The sequence below is a fragment of the Polaribacter sp. L3A8 genome, assembly GCF_009796785.1.
Lineage (GTDB): Bacteria > Bacteroidota > Bacteroidia > Flavobacteriales > Flavobacteriaceae > Polaribacter.
In genome coordinates, this window is record NZ_CP047026.1 from 697344 (window position 1) to 709678 (window position 12335).

9 protein-coding genes and 1 other RNA gene are annotated in these 12335 nt (G+C 32.3%); all 10 read right to left on the reverse strand.

Annotation, left to right across the window (positions count from 1 at the left end; genetic code table 11):
• Positions 1-23: 23 nt before the first annotated feature.
• A complete protein-coding gene (locus GQR92_RS02515) occupies positions 24-917 on the reverse strand; it encodes an IS1595 family transposase (protein WP_158837644.1) in 894 nt (297 codons plus the stop codon).
• A 175-nt stretch (positions 918-1092) separates the two neighbouring features.
• Entirely contained in the window at positions 1093-1653 is a 561-nt protein-coding gene (locus tag GQR92_RS02520; RefSeq protein WP_158837645.1) for a TlpA family protein disulfide reductase, read from the reverse strand.
• Between the two features lie 70 nt (positions 1654-1723).
• The gene (locus GQR92_RS02525) at positions 1724-3994 is read right to left on the reverse strand and encodes an aconitate hydratase (protein ID WP_158837646.1); all 2271 of its coding nucleotides are present in this window, start codon (positions 3992-3994) and stop codon (positions 1724-1726) included.
• Between the two features lie 373 nt (positions 3995-4367).
• Positions 4368-7148: a bifunctional aconitate hydratase 2/2-methylisocitrate dehydratase gene (locus GQR92_RS02530; protein ID WP_158837647.1), complete on the reverse strand. Its 2781-nt coding sequence runs from the start codon at positions 7146-7148 to the stop codon at positions 4368-4370.
• Positions 7149-7383: 235 nt separating this feature from the next.
• An RNA gene (rnpB, locus tag GQR92_RS02535) (RNase P RNA component class A) lies at positions 7384-7686 on the reverse strand.
• 188 nt (positions 7687-7874) lie between these two features.
• The gene (dnaJ, locus tag GQR92_RS02540; RefSeq protein WP_158837648.1) at positions 7875-9020 is read right to left on the reverse strand and encodes a molecular chaperone DnaJ; all 1146 of its coding nucleotides are present in this window, start codon (positions 9018-9020) and stop codon (positions 7875-7877) included.
• 68 nt (positions 9021-9088) lie between these two features.
• The gene (locus tag GQR92_RS02545) at positions 9089-9637 is read right to left on the reverse strand and encodes a nucleotide exchange factor GrpE (RefSeq protein ID WP_158837649.1); all 549 of its coding nucleotides are present in this window, start codon (positions 9635-9637) and stop codon (positions 9089-9091) included.
• A 91-nt stretch (positions 9638-9728) separates the two neighbouring features.
• On the reverse strand, positions 9729-10277 hold the full coding sequence (locus tag GQR92_RS02550; protein WP_158837650.1) for an HNH endonuclease: 549 nt from the start codon (positions 10275-10277) through the stop codon (positions 9729-9731).
• Positions 10278-10315: 38 nt separating this feature from the next.
• Positions 10316-11626: a UDP-N-acetylglucosamine 1-carboxyvinyltransferase gene (gene murA, locus GQR92_RS02555; protein ID WP_158837651.1), complete on the reverse strand. Its 1311-nt coding sequence runs from the start codon at positions 11624-11626 to the stop codon at positions 10316-10318.
• A 3-nt stretch (positions 11627-11629) separates the two neighbouring features.
• A complete protein-coding gene (locus tag GQR92_RS02560; protein ID WP_158837652.1) occupies positions 11630-12292 on the reverse strand; it encodes a DUF4290 domain-containing protein in 663 nt (220 codons plus the stop codon).
• Positions 12293-12335 lie beyond the last annotated feature (43 nt).

The following is a 12335-nucleotide window of genomic DNA, read 5'->3' on the forward strand; positions in this document are numbered from 1 at the left end:
TATAATTTTATAGAGGTCAGTAGTTAGTTACATATAATTTTGTGATGTTCTACTTTCTCCTTTTCAACCATTTTAGTTATTAAGTTATTGAATATTGTTGCTTTACTTTGTGATCGATTAATTCTAAAACAAAATTCATTAAAATATCTATTTAGATTAAAGTCACTAACCCAAGAATACGTTGTTCTTATCCAAGATTTCACTTGATGAATCATTGTATGAAGTGCTTTAAAATTCATACCACCATTACTTTCTATTTGAGTAATATTATAAACTTTAGCAATAGGCCTGTAACCTCTCCATTTGTCGGTTATCACTTTAGCTTCTCGACTGATATGATTCACAAAAATATATTGCAAATAACTAGCTGAAAAATCTTCGATTCTCATGGCATACATTCTTTTAACTTTTCCATCTTGAGTTAGTTCAACAGCAGTTATAGCTTTCTTTTTCTTAGCATTATAACTTCTTCCTACTTTGTCTTTTTCTCGTCCACCCAAAACAAATTCATCTACATGAACAATACCAGTCATAGGACTATTTCCACTACTTTCCATTGCTTCTATAATTTTGAGCATAAATAAACGGGCTGTATTTTCTGTTACGCTAAAACGAACTGCAACATAACTAGCAGAAAGGCTTTTAGTACTTGTACTCATTTCAAAAACAATAAAAAAAGCTTTTCTAACACCAAACTTTACCTTGTGAAAAAGTGTGTTTGAGGTAGATGATTCTTGATGAGAACAAATATTACATGTACGTGAAAAATCTTTTCTTATTTGAGCCTTTTTATGACCACATTTAACACATTGAAATCCATCTTTCCATTTAATATCTGCCAAGTATTTCTTGCAATCTTCATCCGTTTTAAACCGATCAGCAAACTCTAGAAGATTTTGTCCTTTAAATATATTCATAATAATACTCTATTTATTGACTTTAAAGATATGAATTTAAATACTGACCTCTATAATTTTAATTAGGACTTTTATTTAAGGTTATAATATCATTATAAAAACATTTGACGAAGTTTTTAAATAACTTTAAGAATTACTGCTTACTAGTTTGGTTTAAACAAAAAGTTAATCCATGTTATTCTAGCAATTTATCTATAGTTTCTCTAACCTTTATACTATTCCAATTTGCAGCACCAGTTTCATCTATAATAATTTGACCTTCTTTATCTAATAAAAAAGTTCTTGGAATACTTTTTACTTTAAAAGTTGTTGGTGGCACTGTTAAGGGGCTATAAGCTTTAAAATTATAATTTTTCTTTTTTAAAAAAGAAGCAATCACATCTTGTGATTCATTTGATACTAAAATAAATTCAATTTTATCTCCATAATCATTATACAATGCTTGAAGTGACGGCATTTCTGCAATACAAGGCGGACACCAAGTAGCCCACATATTTACCAATATAACTTTTCCTTTTGCTTCATTTAAATTATAGCTATTACCTTCTAAATCTTTTAAATTCCAATGATAACCACTTACTAACTTTGCATCCTCTACTTTTTTAATACTTGGGCTTAATTTTGCAATAACTGTTTGTAAACCTATTTGAATTTGTTGTCTTGTTTTCGGAATAATTAACAAGCCAATTATTATAACAAAAACTATATTCTTAACTACGCCTTTTTTTTTATTCATGACTCTAATAATAAAAGTAAAAAGCGCTAATTGAAAAATTAACGCTTTTTAAAATTATAGTTTGTACGCTTTATTTTGCGTTCTCTTTTTTAATTAAGTTTAATGCAGAACCTTCATTATACCATGCTATCTGGCCTTGGTTATAGGTATGATTTACAATGATTGTATCTTTAGAACCGTCTGCATGCACCACTTCAATAGTTAAAGGTTTGTCTGCTGCAAATTCATTTAAATCTAAAAAGTTGAATGTATCATCTTCTTGAATTAAATCGTAATCTGCTTCATTATTAAATGTTAACCCTAACATTCCTTGTTTCTTTAAGTTTGTTTCATGAATACGCGCAAAAGATTTTACTAAAACAGCGGCAACACCTAAATGTCTAGGCTCCATTGCAGCATGTTCTCTAGAAGAACCTTCACCATAATTATGATCTCCAACAACAATAGATTTTATACCTGCAGCCTTATAAGCTCGTGCCGTATCTGGTACACCTCCAAAATCTCCTGTTAATTGATTTTTAACAAAATTTGTTTTCTTACCAAAAGCATTTACTGCTCCAATTAAACAGTTGTTAGAAATATTATCTAAATGACCTCTGTAACGTAACCATGGTCCTGCCATAGAAATATGATCTGTTGTACATTTACCAAAAGCTTTTATTAATAATTTTACGCCTGTTAAGTTATTACCTAAAGGAGTAAAAGGTTCTAATAATTGTAATCTTTCAGAATCGTCTTTTACAGCGATTTTTACATGACTTCCATCTTTTTCTGGTGCTAAATAACCATCATCTTTTACTTCAAAACCTTTTGGAGGTAATTCCCATCCTGTTGGTTCGTCTAACATTACTTCTTCTCCGTTTTCGTTGATTAACTTATCTGTAATCGGATTAAAATCTAAACGACCAGCAATTGCAATAGCAGCTGTTAATTCTGGTGAAGCAACAAAAGCATGTGTATTTGGGTTACCATCTGCACGCTTGGCAAAGTTTCTGTTAAAGGAGTGAACAATACTGTTTTTAGGCGCATTTTTTGGATCCTCATAACGAGCCCATTGCCCAATACATGGTCCACAAGCATTTGTAAAGATCTTTGCATCTAACTTTTCGAAGATGCTAATAATACCATCTCTATCTGCTGTATATCTTACTTTTTCAGATCCAGGATTAATCCCTAATTCCGATTTCATTTTTAAACCTTTATCCAGCGCTTGTTGTGCTATTGAAGAAGCTCTCGATAAATCTTCGTAAGAAGAGTTTGTACAAGAACCAATTAAGCCCCATTCTACTTTTAAAGGCCAATCATTAGTATTAGCAGCTTTGGTCATATCTGCACCTACTGCGGTAGATAAATCTGGTGTAAAAGGTCCGTTTAATAAAGGGCCTAATTTAGATAAATCAATTTCTATAACTTGATCAAAATATTCTTCTGGGTTTGCGTAAACTTCTGCATCACCTGTTAAATATTCTTTTACTTCATTTGCAGCGTCTGCAACATCACTTCTATCTGTAGCACGTAAATAACGCTCCATAGATTTATCATACCCAAAAGTAGAAGTTGTAGCTCCTATTTCTGCTCCCATGTTACAAATTGTACCTTTACCTGTACAAGACATAGAAGTTGCTCCTTCTCCAAAATACTCTACAATAGCTCCTGTACCTCCTTTTGCAGAAACAATACCAGCTACTTTTAAAATAACATCTTTTGGTGCTGTCCAACCAGATAATTTACCTGTTAACTTAACACCTATTAATTTAGGAAACTTTAACTCCCAAGCCATACCCGCCATAACGTCTACAGCATCTGCACCACCAACACCAATTGCAACCATACCTAACCCACCAGCATTTACTGTGTGAGAATCTGTACCAATCATCATTCCTCCTGGAAATGCATAATTTTCTAAAACTACTTGGTGAATAATTCCTGCTCCGGGTTTCCAAAAACCTAATCCGTATTTATTAGATACCGATTCTAAAAAGTTAAAAACCTCATTACTAGTATTAAGTGCAGACTGTAAATCCATACTTGCACCGTTTTTAGCTTGAATTAAATGATCGCAGTGCGTTGTTGTAGGAACTGCTACTTTGTTTTTACCAGCTTGCATAAATTGCAGTAATGCCATTTGCGCAGTTGCATCTTGTAATGCAATTCTATCTGGTGCAAAATCTACATAGTCTTTACCTCTAACAAAAGCTTTATCAGCTGTTTTATCCCATAAATGCGAATACAGAATTTTTTCTGATAAAGTTAAAGGTTTTCCTGTAAGTTTACGAGCTGCATCAACACGTTCTACTACGTTTGAATACACTTTTTTAATCATATTAATATCAAATGCCATAAGATTCTATATAATTTAATTGTTAATAATTTAAGTATCACAAGATACAAAATATTTTATTGCTTTACGAGTGATTTTCTACTTAGATAAGTTTTAATACTGATAGTGAAATAGAAAATTTTGATTATAAATAGTTGTTTGTAAATAGTGATTGTTAAATTAAGGAAAGTAGTTTGGGTTAGGGATTGAAGTGGAAATCCTTTTTGTGAAGTATGAACAAAAAGATTGTAATAAAAAGCCCGACCACGTCTTTTTTTGACGTGGTAACCTCCTAAAAAAGGAATACATATAAATAGTTATCAAATTAAAATATAAAGCACAAAAAAAGCCTGAATCATTGATTCAGGCTTTTAAATTATAATGTACTAATTATTTATGCTCTCACTAATAATTTATGAGGAGGCGTAAACTGAGTAAGGTTAATTCCTTTTACTGCAGCTTTGTATTCTGCTAAATTAGGTGTTCTACCTAAAATTGTAGATAATACAACTACTGGTGTTGATGAAAGTAAAGATTCTCCTTTTTTCTCACCAGAATCTTTTACAACTCTTCCTTGAAATAAACGTGTTGAAGTAGCCATAACGGTATCTCCTGGCGCTGCTTTTTCTTGGTTACCCATACAAAGGTTACAACCTGGACGCTCTAAATATAACATGTTTTCGTATCCTGTACGCGCAACTGCTTTAGGTGCGTTGTCATCGAATTCGAAACCTGAATATTTTACTAAAACATCCCAATCTCCTTCTGCTTTTAATTCATCTACAATATTGTAAGTAGGTGGCGCAACTACTAAAGGTGCTTTAAATTCTACTTTACCATATTGAGCTTCTACATTTTTAAGCATTTGAGCTAATATTTTCATATCACCTTTGTGCACCATACATGATCCTACAAAACCTAAATCTACTTGTTTTGTTCCTCCATAATAAGACAATTGTCTAATAATATCATGTGTATATCTTTTAGAAACATCTGCATTGTTTACATCTGGATCTGCAATCATTGGCTCTTCGATTAAATCTAAATCGATTTCTACTTCTGCAAAGTATTTTGCATTTGCATCTGGCGTTAAAGCTGGTTTAACACCTGTTTTAATTTCATTGATTCTATTGTTAGCGATATCGATTAATCCTTGAAGAACGTTTAAGTGATTGTCCATTCCTTTATCAATCATAATCTGAATTCTACCTTTTGCAATCTCTAAAGATTCTATTAAAGTATCATCTTCAGAAATACAGATAGAAGCTTTTGCTTTCATCTCTGCAGTCCAATCTGTAAAAGTAAATGCTTGATCGGCAGTTAAAGTTCCAATATGAACCTCAATGATTCTTCCTTGAAAAACATTGTCTCCACCAAACTGCGTAAGCATTTGAGATTGTGTAGCATGTACAACATCACGGAAATCCATATATTCTGCCATGTTACCCTTAAAAGTAACTTTTACAGACTCTGGAATTGGCATTGAAGCTTCACCTGTTGCAAGTGCTAATGCTACAGTACCAGAATCGGCACCAAAAGCAACACCTTTAGACATTCTTGTATGAGAATCTCCTCCGATAATAATTGCCCAATCATCAATTGTAATATCATTTAAAACTTTATGAATTACATCTGTCATTGGTTTGTACTTGTTCTCTGGATCTCTTGCTGTAATTAATCCGAAGTCATTCATAAATTTCATCAATCTAGGAATGTTTGCTTTCGATTTATTATCCCAAACAGAAGCTGTATGACAACCAGATTGGTAAGCACCGTCTACAATTGGAGAAATTATTGTTGCCGCCATCATTTCTAATTCTTGCGAAGTCATTAAACCTGTAGTATCTTGAGAACCTACAATGTTAACTTCTACACGAACGTCTGAACCTGCGTGTAACGTTTTACCAGGAGTGGTACCAACAGCATTTTTATTAAATATTTTTTCTACAGCAGTTAACCCTTGCCCTTCAATAGAAATTTCTTTAGATGGTGCATAAACTGGCACTACATTAATACCTAAAACTTTTGAAGCAAATGTTTGTAATTTTTTACCAAATACAACAGCGTAAGATCCTCTAGCTTTAATAAACTCAGCTTTTTGAGGTGTTAATGAAGCAGAAATGTCCATTAATTCCACATCACCATTGTATAATTTTTTCTCTTTTGTATTTACGGTAAGAACTGTACCTGTTGCGACAGAATATGCTTCTTCTAAAACAGGATCTCCTGCTTCATCTCTAACTGTATTTCCGTCTGCATCTTTAACCTTTACCCAGTTTTTAAGATCGATACCAATACCACCTGTTACACCAACTGTTGTTAAGAAAATTGGTGAAATACCGTTTGTACCTGCAATAATTGGCGCAATATTAATAAATGGAACATATGGGCTAGATTTAATACCTGTCCATAATGCAACGTTGTTTACACCAGACATTCTAGAAGAACCAACTCCCATTGTGCCTTTATCTGCAATTAACATCACTCTTTTATCTGGATGCTTTGCTTGCAATGCTTTTAATTCGTTTTGTTGTTCTTTGTTATGCTCAAATAAACATTGACCATGTAATTCTCTATCAGAACGTGAATGTGCATCACCTCCTGGAGATAATAAATCTGTAGAAATATCTCCGATACCTGCTACAAAAGTTACAATCTTAATTTCTTCATCAATCTCAGGTAATTTTGTAAAAAATTCTGCCTTCGCATAACTTTCTAACAATTCTTTAGCGATATCACTACCTGCTTTATATGCTTTTTCTAAACGAGCCATATCTGCCTCGTAAAGGAAAACTTGAGTTTTTAGTACTTCTGTTGCTTCTTTAGCGATAGAAACATCATTACCTAATGCTAAATCTAATAACACATCTACAGAAGGTCCGCCCTTCATGTGTGATAATTGCTCAAAAGCAAAAGAAGTAGAAATTTCTTTTACTAATGATTCTCCTAAAATAATCTCCTTTAAAAATTGAGCTTTCACACCAGCAGCACCGGTTGTTCCAGGTAAAACATTATAGATAAAAAAGTTAAGAGAATCTTCTCTATATTCATTATCTAAATCTTTAATTTGCTCAATAACTTTACTTGTTAATTCTGCACCATCAATTGGCTGCGGATGAAGTCCTTGTTCTTTTCGTTCTTCTATCTGCTTAAGGTAATCTTTATAAATACTCATGAAAGAAATCTTTAGTTACGATACCTTTTTTGATCATATTAATATCAATAGAGATACTGTAAAAGTTGTTTGTAAATTTTAGTGTGACAAACTTACATTTTTTATCTTTAAATTAAAAGATAAATAATAGATTGCAGTAATTAATGAATAAAAAAAAGTTATTTGGTAAAACACTGATTTTTAATCAACAAAATGAAGTTTTTATTGATTAATTATAAAGATTATATAAATATATAGAAAATGCAGACTAATAAGCCGAATCCTGTACCTTAAAAAGGCTCTTATCATTTATCTAGTTCTAAAATTACTCTTAGAATCAATCTGCCTACCCTTTAGAATCGAGCGAGTAGCTCTCAAGCTCTAATTTACATGGCATTGCACCTCATAGAGTTTACCTGGTTTCACTACAGCCTAACTGTACATTCTTTCTGTTGCACTGGTCCTCAGCTCTCGCTGGACGGATGTTATCCGCTATGATACTCTTTGGTGTCCGGACTTTCCTACTTGCATACACAAGTCGATAAGATAAGTCTGCAATTTCTATATTATTTTATAAATCACTCTCTAATCATAAAAAAACCCACTCATAAATGAGTGGGAAAAATTGCTATGAAAAAGAAAAAGTGTTGCTGATTTCTCAACAACACTACAAATATATATTAAATATTAATACAAAAAACTATTTTATAAAAAAATGATTTCTTTTTTTATAAAATTAACATTATTTTATGAAAACATGTCTTTTACTTTTTCGAAAAACGATTTATCTGATTTATTAGGACTCGGTCTAAAGTTCTCACTGTCAGACATTTTATCAAAGAATTGTTTTTGTTCTTTGTTTAACTCTTGCGGTGTCCAAACATTAATATGAATTAAGAAATCTCCTGTACCATAACGTTCTATACTTGGTAAACCTTTTCCTTTTAATCTTAAAATTTTACCAGATTGCGTACCTGCGTCAATTTTAATTTTTACCTTACCTGTAACCGTATCAACTTCTTTGCTAGTTCCTAAAACTGCTTCAGAAAAGTTAACATATAAATCATAATGAATATTAGTTCCTTCTCTCTTTAAAGTTTCGTGTGGTATTTCTTCTATTAAAACCAATAAGTCTCCTGGAATAGAGTTCTTACCAGGTGCTTCATTACCTTTACCACCTACTTTTAATTGAACTCCTTCTGTAACTCCTTCTGGAATATTGATAGAAACGGTTTCTTCTTTAACAATTAAACCTTGTGCATCTGCACCTGCGGGTTTACTATTTATAATTTCTCCTGCACCAGAACAAGTACTACAAGTAGTTGCTGTTTGCATTCTACCTAAAATAGTATTGGTAACACGCATTTGCTGACCAGAACCATTACATGTAGTACATGTTTTATAGGTAACTCCGTCTGCCTGAACTTTACGTCTAACTTTTACTTTCTTTTCTACTCCTTTGGCTATTTCTTCTAAAGTAAGTTTTACACGAATTCGCATATTACTTCCCTTAACTCTAGCTTGTCGTTGGCCTCCACCACCGTTAAAACCACCAAAGCCTCCACCGAAACCGCCGCCTCCGCCGCCAAAGATATCTCCAAACTGACTGAATATGTCATCCATATTCATGCCGCCGCCGCCGAAACCACCGCCTCCACCTTGAGGACCTTCAAAACCAGCATGACCATATTGATCATAGCGTGCTCTTTTGTTTTCGTCACTTAAAACTTCGTAAGCTTCTGCAGCCTTTTTAAAATTTTCTTCAGCAGCTGTATCATCAGGGTTTTTATCTGGATGATATTTAATTGCCATTTTTCTATACCCTTTCTTAATTTCTGCTTGCGTTGCAGATTTTGAAAGACCTAATATTTCGTAAAAATCTTGTTTTGCCATTTTGTTTCAATTATCAATTAACAGTAATCAATGATCAGTGGTAATTGTACATTGTTAATTGTAATTACCTACTGTCCGATTACCACTTTTGGATAACGAATAATTTTATCTCCTAATTTGTATCCTTTTTCTACACAATCAATTACTTTACCTTTTAAATCTTCTGATGGAGCAGGAATTTGTGTAATTGCTTCATGAATTTCGGCATCGAAAGTATCACCAGCATTTGTTTCTACTTTAGAAAGTCCTTTTAACTCTAATGTATTGTAGAATTTCTGATAAATTAATAAAACGCCTTTTCTTAATTCTTCTGCTTCTTTATCTTCTTCAATATGTGTCAGCGCGCGCTCAAAATCATCAATAATTGGCAGTAAAGATGTCATTAATTCTTGTCCAGCAGTTTTAAATAATTCTATTCTTTCTCTAGATGTTCTTTTTTTATAGTTTTCGAACTCAGCAAACAAACGTAAAAACTTATCTTTTTCAGCCTGAAGTAATTCTTCTGTTGTAGGCTCTTCCTTTACAACTTCTGCTTCAACTTCTTGATTTTCTTCTACTTGAACAGTTTCTTGTTCGTTTATTACTTCCTCTTCTTTGATATTATCTTTCTTACCCATTATCTTTGTAGTCGTTAAAATGTCTACTACTAAAAAGCAAAAACGTTGCCAACAAAAAAAAAGTGTCAAACTGACACTTTTTTTTATTTCTTTAAATTTCAACATGCCCCCAATTTTCACCTGTTTTAATTCTATGAATTTGCATGTCTGACACTCCAAACCGTTTGGCAATCATGGTAATTCTGGTTCTTTTATTTTTTAATTGCTTTTTAATTATTTTCACTTTTCCTTCTGTAAGCTTATAATTGGTTTTTTTGTTTTTTTTAGACTCAATAAATACTGGGTTTTTAAATTGATGTAATTCTTTTTCCCTTTTTGTTGCCCATTTTAAGTTTCCTAGCGTATTGTCTGTTTTATCATAATTGATATGTAAGACAAAAACTTGCTCCTCATTTTCTTTTTCTAAAAAATGTTGAGCAACCAATTTATGTACATACCTACTTGTATGCTTATTATTTACTAGTTGTTTTACAGAAATGGTTTCGTAACCATTAATAAAACTCTTTTTTCTTAAAAATTCTTTATCGTCTTTCATATAAAGAACTCTTCCGTGGTTGGAAATCTTAAATTTTTTTACATCAGAAATTTTCTCGTCAAACTTAACATCCTTCCATTCTTCTTTCCACAAACTTCTTATCATAATATAAAAGTATTTTTAAATTAATAAAAAACTTTTTCTTATTCAGCAATTCTTTCAATTTTTGCGCCAATAGATTTTAAACGAGCTTCTATGTTTTCGTAACCTCTATCTATTTGCTCTATGTTATTTATAATACTTGTTCCTTTAGCAGACAATGCAGCTATTAATAAAGAGATGCCTGCTCTAATATCTGGCGATGTCATTTTGGTTGCTTTTAACGAGCTTTCAAAATTCATACCAATTACTGTTGCTCTATGAGGATCACACAAAATTACTTTTGCGCCCATATCAATCAATTTATCAACAAAAAACAAACGGCTTTCAAACATCTTTTGATGAATTAAAACGGTTCCTTTTGCTTGTGTTGCTATTACTAAAACAATACTTAGCAAATCTGGAGTAAAACCAGGCCAAGGTGCATCTGCAACGGTTAAAACAGAACCATCTATAAAATTCTGAATTTCATAAGATTCTTGTGCAGGAATATAAATATCGTCTCCTTTTCTTTCTAATTGTATTCCTAATTTTCTAAATACGTTAGGTATTTGTCCTAAGTTTTCCCAACTAACATCTTTTATGGTTAATTCAGACCTTGTCATTACTGCAACACCAATCCAAGAACCAATTTCAATCATATCTGGTAAAACTCTGTGCTCGCAACCACCAAGTGCATCAACTCCTTCTATAATTAATAAGTTAGAGCCTACTCCAGATATTTTTGCGCCCATAGAGTTCAACATTTTACATAATTGTTGAATATAAGGTTCGCAAGCAGCATTGTAAATTTTTGTAGTTCCTGTTGCTAAAACAGCTGCCATTAAAATATTAGCGGTTCCGGTTACAGAAGCTTCATCTAATAACATTTCTACACCATGTAATTCTTCTGCTTCTACTCCGTAAAAATGTTCTTCTTTATTATAACGGAATTTTGCGCCTAATCTTATAAATCCTTCAAAATGCGTATCTAAACGTCTACGTCCTATTTTGTCTCCTCCTGGTCTTGGAATATATCCTTTACCAAAACGAGCTAAAAGCGGACCTACAATCATAATTGAACCACGTAAAGAACTTCCGTCTCTTTTAAAATCTGCAGATTCTAAGTATTTTAAATTCACTTCATCCGCTTGAAAAGCGTAAGAATTGCTACCTAGTTTTTCTACTTTTACACCTAATTCTCCAAGAATAAAAATTAATTTGTTTACATCAATAATATCCGGAACATTGTTTATTACAACTCTTTCTGGCGTTAATAAAACGGCACAAAGTATTTGTAAAACTTCATTTTTTGCGCCTTGTGGAGTAATGGTTCCGTTTAATTTATGACCGCCTTCAATTTTAAATGATGCCATATACTAGTATCTTTTTCTATTTTTATTCTGATTATTATGCTGTGGTTTCTTGTATGTTGTTTTAGAGGTACTTGTACCTTGCCCTTGTGTACGTGGTTTTCTTAAAAGGTTTTTACTTTCAGAAAGTTCTTCTTCACTATTTCTTAAATCTAACTTACCATCAGATAAGTCGTATAAATGCTTAAAAATTACAGCATCATCAACAGTATCTTTGTTCCAATTTAAGTAACACTTTTTCATGTGGTTTGCAATGGTAAAAACCAAAGCTTCTTTTTTATCACCATCTTCCCAACTTAAAGCAATATCTATCATGGTTTGAATATTGTTACCGTAGTAACGATATCTAGATGCCGATTTTGGATAAGGCAACCCTTCTGGTTTTTCTTGTAATTCTTCTTTTGATGGTTGTGGGTATGGAGATTCTACATCTAATTTAAAATCTGCCATAATATATAACTGATCCCAAAGTTTGTGTTTAAAATCTGGAACATCACGTAAATGTGGTTGCAAATTACCCATAACATCTACAATAGCTCTCGCCATTTTATCGCGTTCATCTTTAGTTTCTAAAGCAAGGCAATGGTCTACTAATTTTTGTATATGTCTGCCGTATTCTGGTATTATCATTAACGGTCTTTCTGAATTATATTCTAAATCGAATGTCATTTGTTTATTTTTGAGAAGTGTTCTCCATAAATTACGCATAAAA

Bases quoted from the DNA above. Each gene is read 5' to 3' on its own strand.
- GQR92_RS02520 (WP_158837645.1), bottom strand. From the start codon at position 1,653: ATGAATAAAAAAAAAGGCGTAGTTAAGAATATAGTTTTTGTTATAATA.
- GQR92_RS02550 (WP_158837650.1), bottom strand. From the start codon at position 10,277: ATGATAAGAAGTTTGTGGAAAGAAGAATGGAAGGATGTTAAGTTTGAC.
- GQR92_RS02525 (WP_158837646.1), bottom strand. From the start codon at position 3,994: ATGGCATTTGATATTAATATGATTAAAAAAGTGTATTCAAACGTAGTA.
- GQR92_RS02545 (WP_158837649.1), bottom strand. From the start codon at position 9,637: ATGGGTAAGAAAGATAATATCAAAGAAGAGGAAGTAATAAACGAACAA.
- GQR92_RS02530 (WP_158837647.1), bottom strand. From the start codon at position 7,148: ATGAGTATTTATAAAGATTACCTTAAGCAGATAGAAGAACGAAAAGAA.
- GQR92_RS02515 (WP_158837644.1), bottom strand. From the start codon at position 917: ATGAATATATTTAAAGGACAAAATCTTCTAGAGTTTGCTGATCGGTTT.
- dnaJ (WP_158837648.1), bottom strand. From the start codon at position 9,020: ATGGCAAAACAAGATTTTTACGAAATATTAGGTCTTTCAAAATCTGCA.
- GQR92_RS02560 (WP_158837652.1), bottom strand. From the start codon at position 12,292: ATGACATTCGATTTAGAATATAATTCAGAAAGACCGTTAATGATAATA.
- murA (WP_158837651.1), bottom strand. From the start codon at position 11,626: ATGGCATCATTTAAAATTGAAGGCGGTCATAAATTAAACGGAACCATT.